Source organism: Deinococcus aquiradiocola (assembly GCF_014646915.1).
Lineage (GTDB): Bacteria > Deinococcota > Deinococci > Deinococcales > Deinococcaceae > Deinococcus > Deinococcus aquiradiocola.
The window spans coordinates 1-19,963 of the sequence record NZ_BMOE01000025.1; the positions used below are offsets into that span (position 1 = coordinate 1).

Consider the following 19,963-nt stretch of genomic DNA (forward strand, 5'->3'; position numbering starts at 1 on the left):
GGCGGGTGAGACCGTGACGGGCTGCTTCCGCAGCGTGATCCGCTGACCTGACCCGCCATCCCTTCCGGACGGCGCGCCTCCCACCGTGGGGGGCGCGCCGTTCCCGTGGACTGGCACACCTGACGTCGTGGCGGCAGCCGGAAGTGCACACTGTTGGCATGCCACGGGTTTCGTCTGTCCGCAGCAAGAGGCCGTCCCGGCCCGCCGTTCACGTTCGCGCCGCTGCAACGCTGCTCCTGCTGCTGGGCGCGGCGACCGGCGTGCAGTGGGCGGGGGCCCAGGGTGCGGTGAGCGCCACGCGCCCTTCCGGCGTTCTGCCGCCGCTGCGTCTTCCCGCCGGGTTTCACGCCAGCATCTACGCGGCCGGGCTCGCCAAGCCGCGCCTGATGGCGCTCGCCCCGAACGGCGACGTGGCCCTGTCCGACATGAAGTCCGGGCAGGTCCTGATCCTGCGGCCCGGGCCCGGTCCGGGCGGACGCGCGACGGTGTTCCGGTTCGCGGGCGGCCTGAACCTCCCGCACGGCCTGGCGTTCCACGGGGCATACCTGTACGTGGCGACCACGGACGCCGTCCTGCGCTTCCCGTACCGTCCCGGCGACACGCACGCCATCACGCCGGGCACGCGCGTCGTGGCCCTGCCGGGCGGCGGAGAGCACGTGACGCGCACCCTGACCTTCGGGCCGGACGGGCGCATGTACGTGAGCGCCGGGTCGTCCTGCAACGCCTGCCGCGAGACGGACCCGCGCCGCGCCGCCATCTGGAGCTACGCGGCGAACGGCCGGGACGGACGCCTGTACGCGTCGGGCCTGCGCAACGCGGTGGGCCTCGCGTGGCGCGGCGACACACTGTACGCCAGCAACAACGGCCGCGACTACCTGGGCGACACGACGCCCCCCGAGGGGTTTTACCGCCTGAAGGCCGGGGGGTTCTACGGCTGGCCCACGTGCTTCACGGTGGGCGGCAGGGTCGTGAACGATCCCGCGTACCGGCGGGCGGACTGCTCGCGCGCCCTGCCGGCCTTCGCGACGGTGCACGCGCACAGCGCCCCGATGGACCTCGCGCTGTACACGGGCCGGATGTTCCCGCCCGCGTACCGGGGGCAGTTCGTGGCGGCGTTGCACGGCAGCAGCATGAACGCCGTCCCGGTGGGCGACAAGCTCGTGCTGATCGACCCGGCGAGCGGAAAGGTACGGGATTTCGTGACGGGCTTCCTGCACCGGGACGTGTACACGAACCGCCCCGTCGGTCTGCTGGTGATGCCGGACGGGGCGCTGCTCGTCAGTGATGACTGGGCGGGACTGGTGTACCGCGTGTGGTACGCGGCCCACTGACCCGGAAGCCGGACGGGCCGGGCTGTCCGCCGTGCCGGGGGCGGGGCGTTATACGGTTTTGATCCGATTCCAGGGATGCCGGGAAAAGCACCGACATCCCTTCCACCTCCACAAAACCGTATTTTTTGGTGCTCGCTTCGCTCGGCTGAACTTCAAAAGTTCAGCTCAAAACCGTATTACTGGATGTCGCCGAGGTTGTCGATGCAGGTCTGCTCGTCGGTGGGGCCGGAGCGGGTGTTCAGGTTGCGGTTGTACACGTCGTCCTGCGTGTCCTGGTGCGCGAGGTGGGCGCTGTCGGCGCTGCGGTCCACGGTGATGAGGACGTAAGGGTTTTTGCTGGAGTGCGTGGCGTGGCAGATGGAGCCCTTGTGGGGGTGGCCGGCGTCGCCGTGCGTACTGTCGGCCAGGGCGGGAGCGAGGGTCAGGACGGCGGCGAGCAGGACGAATGTGAAGTTTTTCATGCCAGTTCCACTGTAGTCCATCCGCCTGCCCGGCACCCACGCGCCTGTCTGAACCTCACCTTCAGACGACGGCGGGGCAGGCGCTCACCCGTACCCCCCACCGCCGGGTCAGAACAGGCCGTCCTCGAACACCTGCCGGGCCGCTTCCCGGTCCAGGCCCAGCGACAGCAGCAGCAGCAGCAGCAGCCTCGCCTTGTGCGCGTTCAGGAAACTCGCGGGGATCGCGCCCGCGCGTTTCAGGGTCGCGCCGCCGCCCGCGTACCCGTACACCGGCAGGATCGGCCCGGCGTGCGTCCGCGTCGCGATCACGACCGGCTTGCGCGTCGCCTCGATCAGCGGGAGCAGTTCGCCGGGCAGGTTCCCCGTCCCGAGCGCCGCGATCACCAGCCCGTCGGCGCGCGCCTCGGCCTCCGCGAAACCCTCTCCCTGCCAGCCCGCGTACGCGTACAGCACCTCCACCCGCGCGCTCAGCTGCCGGGGCGCGTACTGCTGGCGTCCCTCCGGACCGGCGAAGTACCGCAGGGCCGGACCAGCTGGCCCCTGATCGATCCGCCCGATCGGGCCCGGGTACCCGCCGAAGGCGTCCACGGCGCTCGTATGCACCTTGGTCACAGTCCGGGCGTCGTAGATGTCGCCGCCGAATACCACGAGCGGCCCGCGCCCGCGACTGTGTGGGTGCAGCGCCACCTGCGCCGCGTCCCGCAGGTTGCCGGGACCGTCGCCGGACAGTTCCGCGCTGTGCCGCATGCTGCCCGTCAGCACGACCGGGAAGGGGCAATCCAGCGTCAGGTGCAGGAAGAACGCCGTTTCCTCCAGCGTGTCGGTGCCGTGCGTGACGACCACGCCGTCCACGTCCTCCAGCGACCCGATCAGCTGCCCGAGCGCCAGCATGTGCGCAGGCGTGACGTGCGGGCTGGGCAGCGTGAACGGCTGGTACGTGCGGACGTGGACGCCCTCCAGGCCCGGCACCTGTTCGGCCAGGGTCGGCGCGACCTGCGGCGTCACGCCCGCCCCGCCGGGATCGGGTCGGCTCGCGATGGTGCCTCCGGTGTGAACGAGGGCCAGCTGCGGGGCGGGGGAGAGCGTCATGGTCCGGAGTGTAGCGTGCACCCACGCCCACCCCGCCCGAACGTCCATGCAACACGGATGGGGTAGGGAGCGTCGTCCCGTTTCGTGTCAGGTGCGTGCCCGTGAAGGTGGAGGAACTGGTAGCGTGCGGGCATGACCTCCCCGACGCGGACCGCGCTCGCCACCCTCGCCCTGCTCGGCGGCCTGAGTGCCGCCCAGACCACACCGGGACAGACCATTCCGGCCCAGGCCGCGCCTTCTGCCGCCCAGCCCGGCGCGGCCGTCCTCCTGCCGACCGCGCTGCCCGGCACGCTCGCCGAGTACACGCTGAACAGTCAGACGGCCATCCAGCTCCTCGATCTGCACTACGAGGCGAAACCCGGCCAGACGGTCAGAGCGGCCGACCTCGCGGCCGCGAACACCAGACTGCAGGCACGGCGCGCGCAGATGGAAGCCGCCTACCGCAGAGCGTCACAGACCACGACCACCAAGAGTTTCGTGAAGGTGCTGCCCGCACGCGACGGGCAGCCGGTCCTGCTCAGCACCAGCATCGTGCCGCTGCCGGACGCCGAGCATCCCGACCGTCAGACGAACGCGGCCGTCAGCACGACCGTGGTCTACGGTCCGGACGGCCAGGTGACCGACGTCAGCGTCTCGTCCAGCGACGCGCGGCTGCAGCGGTACTTCCAGTCGGTGGACCTGCAGACGCTCATCAGGAATTCCCAGAACGACGGTGCCACCGCCATCTATGGGCTGCCTCTGACGCGTGGCGAGGTCAGAAGCCGGAACGTCACGTTCCCCATGCAGGGCATAGTCCAGAGCCTCGGCAGCCTGGGTGGAGCGGAGGCCGCCAGCAGCGTCGCGAACATTCAGGCCTCGCCGGTCGTCATCCATACCCAGACCCGCTTCACCGGCAACGACGCTGCCGGGAACAGCCTCTTCAGTCAGACGTACACGATCGACCCCTGGAAGCTGCAGTTCGGCAAGAAAGGTGGGGACGCGTTCGGCATGCAGATGGCCGTGAACCTCTCCAACGGCGGGGGGAGCACGGTGGTGCGGCCGGACGGTCTGCTGCAGGCGTACAAGGTGACGCAGGCGCTCACGATGACGGCCCGGATCGATTCTCCGCTGGAACCGTACAGCATGGTCATGGCCCTCGGCCTGAGCCAGAGCACCGCGCAGACCCTGAAGGGCGTCACATTGCCCTGAACGGACGCATGCCCCATCATCCAGCCAAAACGTGCGCCCCCGACCACACGGGTCGGGGGCGCACGCCTTGCATCCTTACTTCTGGGCGTGAACGGCCAGCTTGATGGGGATGATGACTTCGGGGTGAGCGCGGTACGTGATGTCGTACTCGCCCACGTCCTTGAGGGTCTTGGGCATTTCGAGGCGGCGACGGTCGACGTCGAAGCCCTGCTGGGAGAGCGCTTCGGCGACGTCGGCGTGCGTGATCGCGCCGTAGATCTTGCCTTCGCCCGCACGGACGTGCAGGTTGAGCGTCAGGCCTTCCATCTGACCGGCGAGGCGCTCGGCTTCCGCCTTCTCCTTCGCGAGGGTCTTCTGGCGGGACTTGATGCGCGCCTCGAGGGTCTTCATGTTGGAGGCGCTGGCGGGGAGGGCCAGTTCGCGCGGGATGAGGTAGTTGCGGGCGTAGCCGTCCTTGACGGTCACGACGTCGCCCGTCTTGCCGAGGCGACCCGGTTCGAGGAGGATGACGTTCATTTACGCACCAGCTTCTCGGTGTAGGGCATCAGGGCGAGCTGGCGCGCGATCTTGATGGTCTGCGCGATGCGGCGCTGGTGCTTGGTGCTGAGGCCCGTGCGGCGGCGCGGCAGGATCTTGCCGGTGTCGCTCACGAAGCGGCGCAGCATCTTGACGTCCTTGTAGTCGGTGATTTCCAGCTCGCCGATGGCGAACGGGTCCACCTTGGGCTTGCGGGGACGCTTGGGTCCCTTGCCCCGGGGTTTACGCTCGGTCTGGGTCATGTGGGTGTTCCTTGTGCCTGCCGCCCCACGCCCCCTGGGTCAGTGACCCGGAGGGTGAGGGGGTTAAAAGGGCAGGTCTTCTTCCGGAGGAAAGTCCTGAAGGCCGCTGTCAATATCCAGCCCTGCCGAACGGGACCCCTGCTGCGTTCCAGCGTAGCTGGGTGCGGCCGCCCGCTGTTGCGGACGCGCGGCGCTCGCCGTGGCCTGACGGGGCGCTGCGGGGGTGGCTGCGGTTCCGGTGGCCGCGCCTCGGGCGAGGGCTTCGACTCTGGTCGCTTCTATCTTGGTACTGCTGCGTTTGTTGCCGTCCTTGTCTGTCCAGGACTCGTTGGTCAGGCGGCCGGTGATCATCACGGGGTCGCCCTTCTTGAGGTCCTTGGCGCTCTCGGCGAGGTCGCGCCACAGGGTCGCGTCCAGCCAGTGCACCTTCTCCTGCTTCTGACCCTGGCGGTCGTTCCAGGTTTCGTTCACGGCCATGCTCAGTCCCAGTACCGCGTCTCCGGCGGGGGTGTAGCGGAGGTCCGGTTCACGCGTCAGATTGCCGACCACCATCACCTGATTCATGCCACCGTGCATGCGGACGCCGCCTCCGGCATCCTGCGTGGTTTCCGGCTGGGTTCCCAGCGATTCCACACGCAGCGCCTTGACGCGCACCGCACTCCGTTTGCCGCCTTCGGGCGCGTCCCAGGACGAGTAGTCGAGCGAGCCTTCCACGAGCACCGGGTCACCGGCCTGCAGGTTCCGTTCGGCCTGCCATTCGGCGGGCTTGCCCAGAATGCTGATGCGGTGGTACCAGGGGAGCTGGCGGAGCTTGCCGTCCTGACCAGCGATGTGGTCTTCTCCGGCGATGGTGGCCTCGTAGACCGCCACGCCGCTGGGCGTGTAGCGAAGTTCGGGTTCGCGGGCGAGCGTGCCGATCAGATAAACGTGGTTCATGCCTCGGGCCATGGTTCGTGTCTCCTGTGTGGTTGGGCGAAAATGTGTACTTCGACGTTGCCGGCAATGGGCCCTTGCGGGGTGAGAACAGACTAGAACATCCGGCCTTTTATGTCAAGAGCGTAAACGCTTCCGGACAGTTCAGGCCTTCTTGGTCTTCCACTCCGGGCGGTCCTTGACCACCAGGACACGGCGGACGTGGTCGCGCAGGCGCAGGCTCGCGGCAATGCTGCCCTCGGGGTTCCCACTGGCCTTGATGGTGTACATCAGGTAGTAGCCCTCGCGGTCCTTGCTCACGGCGTAGGCGAGACGGCGGTTGCCGACCTCGTCCAGCTTGGAGATCTCGGCGCCGGCGTTCCGCACGGTGCTCTCGATGTACTCCTTCTCGGTCAGGACCTGCTCAGCGCTCAGGCTGGGGTTCAGGATCAGGTTCAGATCGTACTGGTTCATGTTTCACCTCTCTCGCATGCCACGGATTGACCCCCCCACCACCAGGGCGGAAACGGCCGTGCGGCACAAGTGCAAATTGTATCACACCCTTCCCGCCCGCACGAGAACCCCTACCGCCCCGTGCCCGGCACACCCCCAGACTGGGGCAGCGCGCGCGCCGACAGGGTGCGTCCCCGCATCCTCAGCAGACTGTTACAATGTCCACATGCCGCGAATCCTGGTGGTGGACGACGACGCCGCCATCCTGAAACTGGTGAGTGTCATTCTGGCCCGGGCCGGTCACGAGGTACGCACCTCCAGCCACCCGGTCGAAGCCCTCGACCTGCTTCAGGTGTTCACCCCCGAACTGATCATCAGTGACGTCGTCATGCCGTACATGACGGGCCTCGAATTCCTCGAAGAGGTCCGCAAACACGAGCGCTTCTCCGCGCTGCCCTTCATGCTGCTCTCCAGCCACGCCGAACGCGGCGACGTGCGGCGCGGCATGAACCTCGGCGCGGACGACTACCTCCCCAAACCCTTCACGCCACAGGACCTCACCACCGCCGTCGACGCCCGCATGCGCCGCGCGGGCCTCGGCCAGCAGGTCGGCAGCAGCATGGAAGCCAAAGGCCTCGGCACCGCGCAGGTCATCTGGAAAGGCCAGCCGGTCCAGTGGGTGTCCCGCAAGGCCCTCGAACTGTTCTTCTACCTGCTCGAACACAAGGACGTCAGCAGCTGGGAAGCCGCCGAAGCCCTCTGGCCCGAAAAGGACGAGGCGCGCGCCAGCAGCCTCTTCCACACCACCCTGCACCGCCTGCGCAAATCCCTCGACAACGAGGCCGTCAGCAGCAGCAACCGCCGCTACGCCCTCTCCGCCGACCTGAACCCCGAATACGACGTGCAACGCTTCGAACTGCTCGCCGGACAGGCCGACCAGAACCGCCTCGGGCTCGAAGAACTCCGCGAACTCGTCAGCCTGTACGGCCAGTTCCTGCCCGGCGTGGACTCCCCCTGGGTGGACGAGGTCCGCAACCGCCTCGAACAGAAGGTCCTCAGCATCCTGAGCCTCGCCGCGAAACTCGCGACCGAAGCGGGCCGCGCCAAGGACGCCGCGCAGTTCTACCAGCGTTCCCTGAGCATCGACCCGCTCAGCGAAGCCGACTGGGACGGTCTCGCCAGGGCCCTCGACAATGTCGGCGACCCGCGTGCGCGCCTCGCCGTGCGCCGCGAAGCGTGGTGGATGAGCGAACTCGACTGACCACCCGAATCCACCAGCCCAGACCCGAACAGCTCCAGACCCGAACGCACCAGGAAACGCGCCGCCGAACCCCTCACGGGACGGCGGCGCGTTTCCTGTGCTCCCGCACGGTCAGGGGCGGCGCAGGGGATACCCCAGGCCCGCCACGATCTCCCGCAGCGTCCCCGCGAACGCGTCCGCGTTGCGCGTCAACGTGTGCCGCTCCAGCACCCGCGCCCGCGCCGCCCGCCCGAACGCCGCCACGAGGCCCGGGTCCCGCGACAGTGCCCGCAGCGCCTCCACGTACCCGGCCGTGCCGTTCCCGACCAGCCAGCCGCTCACGCGGTCCTCGATCAGCTCACGCTGCGCGGGAATGTCGTTGCACACCACGGCCGCGCCGCTCGCCATGGCCTCCAGCGTCGCCAGCGACTGGTTCTCCGCGATGGTCGGCTGCAGCACCACGTCCGCCGCGCGGTACAGCAGCGGCATGTCGTTCCGGCCGCCCAGGAACCGCAGGTTCGCGCTCCCCAGCCGCCGCACCGGCCACTCCATGTACCCGCTCCCCACCAGCACGAACTCCAGCTCCGGCAGGCGCCGCGCGACCGGCAGGAGCGCCACGTGATTCTTCTCGGCGCTCAGGCGCGCCGGGACGAGCACCGTGAACCGCGAAAAGCCCAGCGCCGCCCGCGCCTCCTCCCGCTCCGCACCCACCGGCGGGCGGAACTTGTCGGTGTTCACGCCGTTCTGCACGGCATGCACGGCCCGCATCCCATGCTGCGAACGCAGGTACTCCGCGCCCCAGCGCGACACCGTCACCACGTCCCCCGCCCGCCGGATGTCGCGCGCCTGCAGCGCCTCGTACAGCGCCCGGTACACGCCGCGCGGCAGGCCCGGCACGTACAGCATCAGCTGATCGTGCACCAGCGCCACGAACGGCCCCGGCAACGCCCGGTAGTACTTGCGGTACCCGCCGGGATTCCAGCTGCTCAGCAGGTACAGGTCGAACCCCGGCGGTAACTCGCTCACCGAGCCGTACACGTGCACCACCACGCCCAGCGCCTTCAACTGCTCACGCAGCCCACGGTTGCCTTCCAGGTCCGGCAGGGCCACCTCGGCATGCACGCCCCGTTCACGGAGCGGCGGGATGAGTTCCCGCATGTACACCTCGCTCCCCCCGACCGCCGGAGCGTCCGTCACGAACAGCACCTTCAGAGGCGGGCCGCTCACTTCTCGCGGATGCTCCAGCCCTGGGCGCGCACCTGCGCCATGACGTGCGCCATGACCGGGTCCACCTCGGCGTCCGTCAGGGTCCGCTCGCCCCGGAACGTCAGGCGCACCGCGACGCTCCGCTGCCCCGCCGCGACCGAATCGCCCACGTACACGTCGAAGGGTTGCGTGCTCTCCAGCAGCGGGCCCGCCTCGCGGCGCAGCAGGGCCGCCACCTCCGCGTAACTCACGTCCTGAGGCGCGATCACCGCCAGGTCACGCCAAGCGGCCGGCGCGCGGCTCGGGTCGCGGAACGCCCACGCCCGCCCGGGCAGCGGCAACGTCACCTCCAGCAGGAACGTGTCGCCCTTCAGGCCGAACGCCGCGGCGATCTCCGGGTGCAGCGCCCCCAGCCACCCGCACGCCACGCCGTTCCACACGACCTCGCCCGCGATGCCGGGATGCAGGCCCGCCGGGACCGCGTCGCCACGAAGCTGACGCACCTCCAGTGCCGCGCCCAGCGTGCCCGCCAGGGCCGACACCAGCCCCGCGAACGCCGCGTACCCGCCCGCCACGCCCGGCTGCCACCCGCCCGGCGCGAGCGGCCCGCGCATCAGGAGCCCCAGGCGTTCCGTCTCGCCGCTCTGCGGGAACACGTGCCCCACCTCGAAGATCAGGAGCCGCTCCCCCTTGCCCGCCTGCCCCGCCGCGCGCAGCAGGCTGGGGAAGAGCGCCGTGCGCAGGCCCGTGCGTTCCGCCGTCATGGGGTTCCGCAGGCGCACGTTCGGGCGCTCCGTGCGCGCCGACAGCGCCTCCTCGTCCGACGTGAACGTGTACGTCACGACCTCCTGGAAGCCCAGGCCCGCCACGGCGCGCTTCAGGTCGCGCCGCGCGCGACTCGCCTCGTCCGCGCCCACGTTGTCCGCGTGCGTCTGCACGGTCGGCAGCGTCTCCGGCAGCGCCGCGTACCCGTGCAGGCGCGCCACCTCCTCCACGAGGTCCTCCGGGCCGTTCATGTCCACCCGCCAGGACGGCGGCGTGACCGTGAGCGCGTCCCCGTCCCGCACCACCACGCACCCCAGCCGCGTCAGGATGTCCGCCATCTCGTCCGCCGCGATCTCCATGCCCAGCAGGCGACGCGCGTACCCGGCGTCCAGCGCGATCACGCCCGGCACTTCCGGCGTGCCCGCCTGCGTCGCGCCCGGATGCACCACGCCGCCCAGCTCGCCCAGCAGGCCCGCGATCCGGTCCGCGGCGCGCGCCGGGAGCAGCGGGTCCGTGCCGCGCTCGTACCGGAACACCGCGTCCGTCTTCAGGCCCAGCCGCGTGCTCGTGCGCCTCAGCAGCACCGGATCGAAGTGCGCCGACTCGATCACCACGTCCGACGTGTCCGCCCGCACCGACCCGTGCAGCGCACCCACGATCCCCGCGACGCCCAGCACCGCTTCCCCCGCCTGCACCTCACCGGCCGCCGCGAACGCGTCCGTCACGCTCGGCACGCCCACCTCGCGCCCGTCCATGATCAGCAGGTCCTCCGCGCCGACCGTGTGCACGCCGCCCAGCAGGTCCGTCACCGACTCCCCCTGCCGCAACCCGAACCCCACCAGAATGCGGTCGTTGATCACGTCACGCCGGTCGTACAGCGCCGTCGGCTGGCCCAGCTCGAACATCACGTAGTTCGACACGTCCACGACGGCGTTCACCGTGCGCGACCCGCACAGCGACAGGCGACGCTGCACCCACAGCGGCGACGGACCGTTCCGGACGCCGTTCACGGTCCGCGCCACGAAGTTGTCGCAGCCCACCCGGAACTTCCGCGACGGGTCACGCTCGATGCTCAGGCCCCTGCTCGGCAGGCTGATCTCGATCTCACCCCTGCCGGTGGCGGCCGGACCGGCCGGAGGCTGCACCAGCTCCAGCCGCAGCGCCGCCGCCAGATCACGGCTCAACCCCAGCACGCTCAGCACGTCCGCGCGGTTCGGCGTGACCTCGATGTCCAGCACCGTGTCCGCCGCCCACAGGGTGTGCATCGGCGTGCCGGGCGCCGCCGTGCCCGCCGGGAACAGCATCAGGCCCGCCGCGCTCTCGCCCAGCCCCAGCTCCTTCGCGCTGGCCGCCATGCCCCAGCTCTCCACGCCCTGCAGGCTCCGCACGCCGTACTCCATGCCGCCCAGCGTCGTGCCCGGCGTCACCAGGGCCAGCATCGTGCCCGCAGGCAGACCCACCGCGTTCGGCGCGCCGCTGGCAATGGTCCTCGGGCCGCCCGCACCCGTGTCCAGCTCCAGCCGGGTGAGCTGCGTGCCCTCGATGGGCGCGGCCTGCGTCACGGTCACGAGCAGCACCCCCTCAGGCGGGGCGGCCACCTCCTCCACGCCCTCCAGCGGCGTGCCCAGACTGGCGAAGATCGGTTCCAGTTCGGTGACCGGAGGAAGCTGCGGGACGAGTTCTTTCAACCAGGAATAGGGAAGTTTCATGTCATGACCTCTGTCGTGCGGGTGGCGGTCGGACGACCCCTCACCCTGATCCTCTCCCCAGTGGAGAGGAAGAAAAAAGCTCCGGCGCTCGCCCGTCTCCTCAGGAGGAGCGTGAAGGTGAGGCGGAACCCGCCGCCTCGCGCACCCGTTCCCACGCCTGCCCGGGCAGCAGACTCACCGCGTGCAGCCGCGAGCGGCACCCACTGCGGGCGATGGCCGTCGTCCTCGCTGCCGCCTGCTCCTCGACCATCTCCGGGACGCACCCGGAGGGGCCGTTCAGAAGGACGGCGTCGGCAGGGACGCTCACCCCAGTTCACCCCGGAACTGTCCCAGGACCTTCATGTCGTTGGCGTAGAAGTAGCGGATGTCGGGAATGCCGTACTTGAGCATGGCGATGCGCTCCGGCCCCAGCCCGAACGCGAAGCCGGTCTTGCCCTCGTAGATGCGTTCCCTCCCGGCCGCTTCGCGCAGGTCGTCGACAGCACGGAAGACGTTGGGGTGCACCATGCCGCACCCGCCGAGTTCCAGCCATTTGCTCTCGCCGCGCGGGTTCTCCCACCACACGGAGAAGTCCGCGCCGGGCTCGGTGAAGGGGTAGTAGCTGGGCTGGAAGCGGACCTTGGAGTTCGGTCCGAACAGGCCGCGCGCCATTTCGGCGATGGTGCCTTTCAGGTCGGCCATGCTGATGTTGTCGCCCACCACGAGACCTTCGAGCTGGTGGAACATGCTTTCGTGCGTGGCGTCGGTCGCTTCGTAGCGGTAGACCTTGCCGGGCACGACGATCTTGAGGGGCGCGGAGTGCGTGGCCATGTAGCGGACCTGCATGGGGCTGGTGTGGGTGCGGAGCAGGCGGCCGTCTTCGAGCCAGAAGGTGTCCCACAGGTCGCGGGCGGGGTGGTACCAGGGGATGTTGAGGGCGTCGAAGTTGTGGTGGTCGTCTTCGACCTCGTTGCCTTCGATGACGGCGTAGCCCATGCGTTCGTAGATGCCGGTGAGGTCGTCGAGGATGCGGGTGATGAGGTGCAGGCCGCCGCTGGGGAGGCTGAGGCCGGGGAGGGTCACGTCGATGGCTTCGCTGGCGAGGCGGGCGTCGAGCGCCTCGCGTTTGAGGGTGGTTTCGCGTTCGGTGAGGGCGGTTTCGATGGCGGCGCGGACGGCGTTGATTTCGGCGCCGCGCGTGCGGCGTTCCTCGGGCGGGAGTTTGCCGAGCGTGCCGAGTTCCCGGGTGACGAGGCCGCTCTTGCCGACGTAGCGGGTCTTGGCGGCCTGGAGGGCGTCGAGGGTGCTGGCGGCGCGGATGGCGTCCAGGGCTTCGTGTTGCAGGGTGTCGTGTGACATGCGGGCTCCTTGTGACATGAGGGCTCTTTGTGACATGGGGGCTCCTTGGCGGGCGTCGGGGGTGGGGTCAAAAAAAGCCCCGCCCTGGGATGGGCGGGGCGGGTGCTTGGCCTGCGGTCAGGTCAGCACGTCCCCGGTCGTGGAAAGAGCGAACGTGGACCGGGGGTCTGCATGGCTTCAGGGTAGCGGGGGGGCCGGGCGGGGTCAAGCACGTGCGGCTGACCTTGCGTTGACTCCCTCCTTCTACTGTAACGTGCACACATTCCGGCAAGTCCTCTTTTGAGCTGTCCATTCCCCGTGCCGGAATCCGGGAGCGCGATGAAGAACACACTGATCCTGCTGTCCCTCAGCCTCACCCTCGCCGCCTGCGGTCAGGTCAGGCAGGCCACCACGCCCGACCTGCAGACGCTGGCCGCGACGGGAGAACCCGTCGTGAACGAGGTGTACTACGACACGCCCGGCACCGACAGCGGCACCTTCATCGAACTGAAGGGCCCGGCCGGAAAGAGCCTCAGCGGGTACACGCTCACCGCGTACAACGCGACCGGCACCAGCTACGCCAGCATCGCCCTGACCGGCAGCATCCCCGCCAGCGGGTACTACGTGGTCGGGCAGGACAGCAGCGTGCCGGGCGTCACGCAGGTGAACGCCGCCACGGACCTGTACAACACCAGCAGCAGCGTGCGCCTCACCCGCAGCGGCACGCTCGTCGACGCGGTCGCGTACGGCAGCCCCGGCACGAACCTCGGTGAGGGCAGCAGCGCCCCCGCCGTCAGTGCCGGGAGCGCCCTGGCGCGCACGCCGGACGGGCAGGATACCGGCAGCAACAGCGCGGACTTCAGGGCCGCCACGCCCAGCGCGGGTGTCAGCAACGGCGGCACCGGCACGGGCGGCGGCACCGGGGGCGGGACGGGCGGCACACCCAAGAAGGTCCTGTTCGACCTGACGAAACACGAGGACGCCGGCAACAGCGACTGGCGTATCGACGGCGCGTACAGTGCGTACGGCGACGCCCTGAAGGCCCTCGGGTACACGGTCGGCACGCTGAGCGGCAGCAGCATCACGTCCGCCGCCCTGAGCGGCGTGAAGGTCCTCGTGATTCCCGAACCGCAGAACCCCTTCAGCGACACGGAACGCGCCGCCCTGACGACCTTCGTTCAGAACGGCGGCGGCCTCTTCCTGATCGGCGACCACCGCTCCTCCGACCGCGACAGCGACGGCTGGGACAGCCCCGAAGTCTTCGACGGCTGGGACGGCAGCACGCCCGCCAGCGTCAGCAGCACCCTCCAGAAGAGCCTCGCCGTGAGCGGCACGTACGGCCTGAGCTTCAGCTTTGCCAGCAGCTTCAGCGACCCCGTGTACACCGCCACGCCCACCGGCGGCACGCACCCCATCATCGCGGGCGGCAGCGGTACGGCGGACGACGTGACCAGCGCGGGCGTGTACGTCGGCACGAGCATCGACCTGGGCAGCGCCACCGGCCTGATGGGCAACGCCGGCAAGACGTACCTCGCCGCGAACAGGGTCGGCAGCGGCCGCGTGGCCGCGTGGGGCGACAGCAGCACCTTCGAGGACAACACCCTGTCCGACGGGACCACCGGCACGTACAACAACTGGCCGAACCTCAGCAACGCCAACCTCGGCCGCAACGTCGTCCGCTGGCTGGCCGGCGACCTCTGATCCCGGCTTGAACTGAACGCTCGGAGTTCGGCCGAGCGAAGCAGGCACACATACGTTCCGGCCCGGTCCGGCCGCTCCCGCCGCGCGCGGGGCGGCCGGTTTCCTGTGCCGCCCGCACGCCGGGGTGGCCGGGATGGTCTGCGGCGCCGCAGCGTACCGCGCCGGGATGCTCTAGGGTACGGTCCAGCCGATGCGACGCCTCCCTCAGCCCGCCACCCTGCCCGTCTCCGGTCACCTGCAACGCTGGGCGGGTGAGCCCGTCGCGCTGCTGCACGAGGGCGCCGCCCTGAGCCGCGCGAACGGCCGACTGTTCGCGCTGCGGCTGGGTCTGCCCGCCGTGGTGGGGTACTCGCCGGAATGGAACCGGCGGCTCCTCACGGACCTCGCGACCTTCCGCAGCGGCGGGAGTTTCAGCGTGGTCGTGCCGTACCTGTCGGGCGGCGTGATCCTCACGGACGCCGGACACGGGGACCGCCGCGCCGCCCTGAACCCCCCCTTCGGGAAGCGAAGCCTGGAGGCGCTGCGGGAGCGGGTGAGGGCCGCCCTGCGTGCCGAACGGCCAGATGGGACGTTCGACGCGCTCGCGTGGGCGGACCGGGCCGTGCTGCGCATGCTGAACGCCGCGTACTTCAGCGGCGACCTGTCCCCGCACCTGCTGCACGCCTTCCTGGCACCGCTCCGCTCGCCCTTCCCGGTCCCGGCCGTGCCACGCCCCCTGCTGTTCGCCCGCATGAACCGCGCCCTGGACGACCTCGCCCGCACGCGCCTCACGTCGGGCGGCGACGACCTGCTGTTCCACCTGGCCCGCTGGCCCGGCGGGGTGCGTGAGGCCCGCATCAGCCTCGCGGCAGGGCACGACACGACCACGCACACGCTCGCGTGGACGGTATGGCACCTCGCGCAGCACCCCGAATGGTTCCGCCCGGACGGCCTGAAATCCGCCATCCGCGAAACGATGCGCCTGTACCCGCCCGGCTGGATGGGCAGCCGCCGCCTCGCCCGCGACGTGAACTGGCACGGCCACACCCTGAAAAAAGGCGCGCTGGCGCTGTACAGCCCGTACCTCAGCGCCCGCGACCCGGACCTGTGGGACGCGCCCGACACCTTCCGGCCGGACCGCTGGAGTGCCGCGCCGCCCGCGTGGGCGTACCTGCCGTTCGGCGGAGGGGAACGCGTGTGCCTCGGCATGCACCTCGCGAACCTGATGCTGGAAGAAGCCCTGACGCTGCTGCTGGAAAACGGCCCGCTGCGCACCGTGCACGGCGACCCCACCCCGCGCCCTGGCGTCACGCTCGGCCCGGCCGGACCGCTCGTCGTGACGCGCGCCGCCCGCAGCGCCCGAAGGGACGCGCCCACCCCGGCAGCGGGGGTGGAAGCGGTCTGACCACGACCCCGCACGAGCCGAGGCCTGAGCACCCAGAACGGCGCGTGGGCGGTGTGCTTCCTGCCGGACGTGTTCGCGGGCGAGTTCACCAACGAATCAGCGCCGCGCGGGGCAGCGCGTCCTGACCCTCGCCCCCCTGTGCGCCGCGAACCGCTGCTGAGCACCGACCACGGCGGGAGGCGGGCCGTCAGGGGAGACGGTGGCCACGCCGAGCAGAAACCCGGCAGTTTCGTACCTTCCGGGCCGGAGCGGCCCTCTAGACTTCCGGCATGACGACAGGCGGCACGGGATCAGGAGCAGGCGGGACGGGCGGGACGCTGGACGCGGCGGGCGTCCTGATCGTCGGGGCGGGACTGGCGGGCCTCGCGCTCGCACGGGACCTCGTGCGGGCCGGGCGGCAGGTCATGGTGCTCGACAAGTCGCGCGGCGTGTCGGGCCGCAGCAGCACGCGCCGCGCGGGTGACACGGCCCGCCTCGACCACGGCGCGCGCTTCTTCACGGCGCGGCACGAGCGCACCCTCGGCCTTGTCCGGGAGGGCCTGCAGGCGGGCTGGCTGGCCGAATGGACGCGCGGCGTTCCCCGCTGGCAGGCGGAGACCGTGACCGCCGAGTCGGGCGGCCACCCGCGCTACGTGCCGCCCGCCGGCATGAGCGCCCTGGGCCGCGAACTCGCGCGGGACGTGCAGGTGCAGCTGGAAGCGCAGGTCACGTCCCTGCGCCGCGCGGGGAATGTCTGGCACGCCGTCACGCAGGACGGCCGGACCTTCACGGCGGGCACCGTGATCCTGAACCTGCCCGCCCCGCAGATCGTGCCGCTGCTCGCCGGGACGGACGTGGACGTGACGCCGCTGCAGGCCGTGACATTCGACCCGTGCTGGGCCGTCGGGGCGCTCCTCGGGGCCGACGTGCCGGGCGCCGACTGGCCCGCCCTGCGCGTGCAGGACCACCAGGCGCTCGAATGGGTGGCGCGCGAGCACACCAAACGCCCGCCCGGCCACCCGCCCGCCCTGATGCTGCACGCCCGCCCCGACTGGACGCGCGATCACCTGCAGGACGACCGGGACGCGGTGGCGGCAGCCCTGCTCGCCCACGCGGCCGAAGTGGCCGGACCGTTTACGGTGAGCGGCAGCTTCGCGCACCGCTGGCTGTACGCCACGCCCGCCGCCCGCTTCCCGGACGCGCACGGGTGGCTGCCGGACGCACAGATCGGCTGGTGCGGCGACTGGTGCACGCCCGACCCGCACGGCCCGCGCGTCGAGGCGGCCCTGCTGAGCGGGTGGACGCTCGCGGACACGCTGCTCACCCGCCCCTGAAGCGAACGCACATCCTTTCCGGGCGGCACGCGGGCAGGCGGGCGGGTCAGAACAGCATGACTTCCACGTCCTCGCCCACCTGCACGGGACGCCCCTCCGGCACGATCACGAGCGCGCCCGTGTCGGACAGGGAACGCAGCACGCCGCTCCCCTGCTTCGGGTAGTCGCTGACCGTGCCGCCCTCGATGTTGCCGCGCCAGTACGCCGTCTTGTCCGGCAGGGCACGGAAGGGCGTCGCGGCCCGCAGCCGCAGCGTGAACGGCGTCTCGCCCGTCAGGGCGGGCCGCACGATCACCTGAAACACCACGAGGCTGCTGACTGGGTTGCCCGGCAGGCCGAACACCGGCAGGCCCCGCCAGCCGCCCAGCATGGCGGGACCGCCGGGCCGCAGGCGCACCTTCCAGAACGACACGCGTCCCTGTTCCAGCAGCAGGTCCCGCATGAAGTCGTACTTGCCCATGCTGACGCCGCCCGACGTGAGCAGCACGTCCGCGCCGCCCGCCGCACCGATGCGTTCCGCGAGACGTTCCGGCGAGTCCGGCGCGTGCCCGAGGTCCAGCACGTCGCAGCCCGCCTCGCGCAGCATGGCGGCCAGCCCGTAGCGGTTGCTGTCGTACACCTGTCCCGGCGCGAGCGCCGTGCCCGGCTCGCGCACCTCGTCCCCGGTGGACAGCAGCGCCACGCGCAGGCGGCGACGCACGCTGACCTGCGCGTGCCCGAGCGACACGGCCAGTGCCAGCCGCGCGGGCGTGAGCCGCGTCCCGGCGTGCATCACCACCTCGCCCGTCCGGAAATCCCCGCCCTCCAGCCGGATGTCCGCGCCGCTCGCGGGCCGCAGCGCGTGCACCGCGTCCGGCCCGTCGTCCTGTAGCTGTTCCACCGGGCAGATCGCGTCCGCGCCGTCCGGGACGGGCGCGCCCGTGTAGATGCGCACGCACTCGCCCGGCCCCACCCGTCCCGCGAACGGCACGCCCGCCCGCGACTCGCCCACCACCAGCAGCCGCACCGGCGTGCCCGGCCCGGCCGTGACGGTGTCCGCCTCCCGGCACGCGATGCCGTCCAGCGCGCTCTCCGTCGCGGACGGATGACTGACGCGCGCCTCCAGGTCCGCGAACAGGAACCGTCCCGCCGCGTCCGCCACGGCGACCGTCTCGGCCACCGGGTCGGGCAGCAGGGCCGCCAGCATGGTGCGCGCCTCGGGCACGCTGACGTTCATCGGGAAGCTCGGCTCGGACGGGACGGGACTCGGCATGCGGTCAGGATGGCAGATGCCGCGCCCTCACGCCAACGGCGACCTTCACGCGCCCTGCACGCACCCGGCCGCAGCGGTCACGCCCCGCCGCCCGGTGAGCCCGCGAAGGGAGTGCCCGGGCCGGGCGGAATACGCGTCACTCCGGCACGATCACGACCTTGCCCGTCACGCGCCGCCCCTCCAGGTCCCGCAGGGCCTGCGCCGCGCCCTCCAGCGGGTACTCGCCCGACACCAGCAGCCGCATGCGGCCCTCCTTCATCCACCCGATCATGGTCGCCAGGTTCCGGGCGTTGCCGCGCGGGTCACGCCGCGCGAACTCGCCCCAGAACACGCCCACCACGCTCGCGCCCTTCAGGAGCGGCAGGTTCAGCGGCAGGGCCGGAATGTCGCCCGCCGCGAACCCCACCACTAGGTACCGGCCGCCCCACGCGACGCTCCGGAACGCCGGTTCCGCGAACGATCCACCCACCGGGTCGTAGATCACGTCCGGTCCGCGCCCGCCCGTCAGTTCCTTCAGGCGCGCGCGCAGGTCCTCCGACGCGTAGTTGATGGTGTCGTCCGCGCCGTGCTCGCGGCACAGGGCGAGCTTGTCGTCGCTGCTCGCCGCCGCGATCACCCGCGCGCCCAGCGCGTGCCCGATCTGCACGGCGCTCAGGCCCACGCCGCCCGCCGCGCCCAGCACCAGCAACGTCTCGCCCGCGCGCAGGCCCGCGCGGTCCACGAGCGCGTGGTACGACGTGCCGGACGCCAGCGTGAACGCCGCCGCCTCCGCGAAGCCCAGTTCGGGCGGCATCGGCATCACCTGCCGCGCGTCCGCCAGCGCGTGCGTCGCGTACCCGCCCGTGTTCAGGAACGCGATCACGCGGTCCCCCACCTGCACGTGACTCACGCCCTCCCCGGTCGCCAGCACCTCGCCCGCCACTTCCGAGCCGGGCGTGAACGGCAGTTCCGGCCGGAACTGGTACTTGCCCTGAATGATGAGCGTGTCCGGGAAGTTCACGCCCGCCGCGCGCACGCGCAGCAGCACCTCGCCCGCTCCGGGCTGCGGGACGGGCAGGGTCTCGACGGTCAGCGATTCGGCTTCGCCCCAGGCGTGGCAGCGCACGGCTTTCATTTCGTCCATGGTGGTCCTCCGTGACTCGGGTTGTGATTGCTGGACTGAGTGTAACGGCAAGGGCCGCCTTCCGCACGCCACGCGCACCCCCGCCCCCCGGGACGCCCCGCCCGGCCCGCCCGTTCAGTCGGGAATCAGTGCGGCCAGCGCGCGGTCCTCGTCACGCGCGCTGCCCTGCAGGTGGGCGCGCACGGCCGCCCGGTCCGCCGCGCCCTTGTTCTGACTCAGCTTGAATTTCCCGTCCAGGCTCCGCACCGGCAGACGGAACGTGACCACGCCGCGCAGCATGCGCTCCTCGAACTCCGCCGGAATGCCCGGCGCGTCCGGCGTGAGGGTCCGCGTCAGGGCGCGCGCCACCTCGCGCGCCTCGTCGCCCTCCACGCGCTCCGCCTGCCCGCGCGCCTGCACCGTCACGTAATTCCACGTCCCCACCTGCGGGGCCGACACGTACCACCCGGCGTCCACCAGCGCGTGCGGCCCCTGAAACACCACCAGCGTCGACCGGCCAGGAAGCGCCTCCGCCTGCGGATTCCCGCGCGCCAGATGCCAGTGCAGTGTCACCGCCACGCCCGCAGCGCCGTCCCCGGCCCGGCCCTCGCCGCGCGTGACGGTCGTCAGGACCGGGACCGGCGTCGCCAGCGGCTCCCCCTGCGCGTCACTGCAGATCACCGCAGCGAAGGGCGCGCCCCGCATCACGCTCAGCAGCCGTTCTGGGTCCTGCTCACGGAAGTCCGCCGGAAGGTACATGC

18 protein-coding genes are annotated in these 19,963 nt (G+C 71.1%); 6 read left to right on the top strand and 12 right to left on the bottom strand.

Annotated elements, in window-relative coordinates; all coding sequences use genetic code 11:
* Positions 1–158: 158 nt before the first annotated feature.
* On the top strand, positions 159–1,331 hold the full coding sequence (locus IEY33_RS18620) for a PQQ-dependent sugar dehydrogenase (RefSeq protein ID WP_188964800.1): 1,173 nt from the start codon (positions 159–161) through the stop codon (positions 1,329–1,331).
* A 176-nt stretch (positions 1,332–1,507) separates the two neighbouring features.
* Here IEY33_RS18620 and IEY33_RS18625 read toward each other — a convergent pair whose 3' ends face one another.
* Entirely contained in the window at positions 1,508–1,792 is a 285-nt protein-coding gene (locus IEY33_RS18625; RefSeq protein WP_188964801.1) for a hypothetical protein, read from the bottom strand.
* 108 nt (positions 1,793–1,900) lie between these two features.
* Positions 1,901–2,881: an asparaginase gene (locus IEY33_RS18630; protein WP_188964802.1), complete on the bottom strand. Its 981-nt coding sequence runs from the start codon at positions 2,879–2,881 to the stop codon at positions 1,901–1,903.
* A 132-nt stretch (positions 2,882–3,013) separates the two neighbouring features.
* Here IEY33_RS18630 and IEY33_RS18635 point away from each other — a divergent pair, with 132 nt between their 5' ends.
* Entirely contained in the window at positions 3,014–4,069 is a 1,056-nt protein-coding gene (locus IEY33_RS18635; protein WP_188964803.1) for a hypothetical protein, read from the top strand.
* Positions 4,070–4,144: 75 nt separating this feature from the next.
* Here the strand turns inward: IEY33_RS18635 and rplI are convergent, their stop codons facing one another.
* The 4 genes from rplI to rpsF form a co-directional block, all read right to left on the bottom strand.
* Positions 4,145–4,585, bottom strand: coding sequence for a 50S ribosomal protein L9 (gene rplI, locus IEY33_RS18640; RefSeq protein WP_188964804.1), 441 nt, complete (start codon positions 4,583–4,585; stop codon positions 4,145–4,147).
* Positions 4,582–4,848, bottom strand: coding sequence for a 30S ribosomal protein S18 (gene rpsR, locus IEY33_RS18645; RefSeq protein WP_188964805.1), 267 nt, complete (start codon positions 4,846–4,848; stop codon positions 4,582–4,584). Before rpsR ends, rplI begins: the two co-directional genes overlap by 4 nt.
* A 63-nt stretch (positions 4,849–4,911) precedes the next feature.
* Positions 4,912–5,796: a single-stranded DNA-binding protein gene (locus IEY33_RS18650; RefSeq protein WP_188964806.1), complete on the bottom strand. Its 885-nt coding sequence runs from the start codon at positions 5,794–5,796 to the stop codon at positions 4,912–4,914.
* A gap of 129 nt (positions 5,797–5,925) precedes the next feature.
* The gene (gene rpsF / locus IEY33_RS18655) at positions 5,926–6,234 is read right to left on the bottom strand and encodes a 30S ribosomal protein S6 (RefSeq protein WP_188964807.1); all 309 of its coding nucleotides are present in this window, start codon (positions 6,232–6,234) and stop codon (positions 5,926–5,928) included.
* Between the two features lie 205 nt (positions 6,235–6,439).
* Here rpsF and IEY33_RS18660 point away from each other — a divergent pair, with 205 nt between their 5' ends.
* Positions 6,440–7,474, top strand: a complete 1,035-nt coding sequence (locus tag IEY33_RS18660; RefSeq protein WP_188964808.1) for an AfsR/SARP family transcriptional regulator — start codon at positions 6,440–6,442, stop codon at positions 7,472–7,474.
* A 111-nt stretch (positions 7,475–7,585) separates the two neighbouring features.
* Here the strand turns inward: IEY33_RS18660 and IEY33_RS18665 are convergent, their stop codons facing one another.
* The 3 genes from IEY33_RS18665 to pheS all read right to left on the bottom strand — a co-directional run bounded on the left by IEY33_RS18665 (position 7,586) and on the right by pheS (position 12,456).
* Entirely contained in the window at positions 7,586–8,680 is a 1,095-nt protein-coding gene (locus tag IEY33_RS18665) for a glycosyltransferase family 4 protein (RefSeq protein WP_229671165.1), read from the bottom strand.
* Entirely contained in the window at positions 8,677–11,133 is a 2,457-nt protein-coding gene (locus IEY33_RS18670; protein ID WP_188964809.1) for a phenylalanine--tRNA ligase subunit beta, read from the bottom strand. The genes IEY33_RS18665 and IEY33_RS18670 overlap by 4 nt, the downstream gene beginning before the upstream one ends.
* A 303-nt stretch (positions 11,134–11,436) precedes the next feature.
* The gene (gene pheS / locus IEY33_RS18675) at positions 11,437–12,456 is read right to left on the bottom strand and encodes a phenylalanine--tRNA ligase subunit alpha (protein WP_188964822.1); all 1,020 of its coding nucleotides are present in this window, start codon (positions 12,454–12,456) and stop codon (positions 11,437–11,439) included.
* Positions 12,457–12,789: 333 nt separating this feature from the next.
* On the opposite strand from pheS, the gene IEY33_RS18680 reads away from it, so the two are divergent.
* The 3 genes from IEY33_RS18680 (at position 12,790) to IEY33_RS18690 (ending at position 16,848) form a co-directional block, all read left to right on the top strand.
* Positions 12,790–14,151 (top strand): lamin tail domain-containing protein, encoded by a 1,362-nt coding sequence (locus IEY33_RS18680; protein ID WP_188964810.1) that lies wholly within the window; start codon positions 12,790–12,792, stop codon positions 14,149–14,151.
* A gap of 190 nt (positions 14,152–14,341) precedes the next feature.
* Positions 14,342–15,535, top strand: coding sequence for a cytochrome P450 (locus tag IEY33_RS18685; protein WP_188964811.1), 1,194 nt, complete (start codon positions 14,342–14,344; stop codon positions 15,533–15,535).
* A gap of 269 nt (positions 15,536–15,804) precedes the next feature.
* Entirely contained in the window at positions 15,805–16,848 is a 1,044-nt protein-coding gene (locus IEY33_RS18690) for an NAD(P)/FAD-dependent oxidoreductase (protein WP_188964812.1), read from the top strand.
* 46 nt (positions 16,849–16,894) lie between these two features.
* Here the strand turns inward: IEY33_RS18690 and IEY33_RS18695 are convergent, their stop codons facing one another.
* The 3 genes from IEY33_RS18695 to IEY33_RS18705 form a co-directional block, all read right to left on the bottom strand.
* Positions 16,895–18,100 carry a molybdopterin molybdotransferase MoeA gene (locus tag IEY33_RS18695; RefSeq protein WP_229671166.1) on the bottom strand — a complete coding sequence of 402 codons (1,206 nt, stop codon included), beginning with the start codon at positions 18,098–18,100 and terminating at the stop codon, positions 16,895–16,897.
* Positions 18,101–18,236: 136 nt separating this feature from the next.
* Positions 18,237–19,214: an NADPH:quinone oxidoreductase family protein gene (locus tag IEY33_RS18700; RefSeq protein ID WP_188964824.1), complete on the bottom strand. Its 978-nt coding sequence runs from the start codon at positions 19,212–19,214 to the stop codon at positions 18,237–18,239.
* Positions 19,215–19,337: 123 nt separating this feature from the next.
* Positions 19,338–19,961, bottom strand: a complete 624-nt coding sequence (locus tag IEY33_RS18705; RefSeq protein WP_188964813.1) for an FMN-binding negative transcriptional regulator — start codon at positions 19,959–19,961, stop codon at positions 19,338–19,340.
* Between the last annotated feature and the right edge of the window lie 2 nt (positions 19,962–19,963).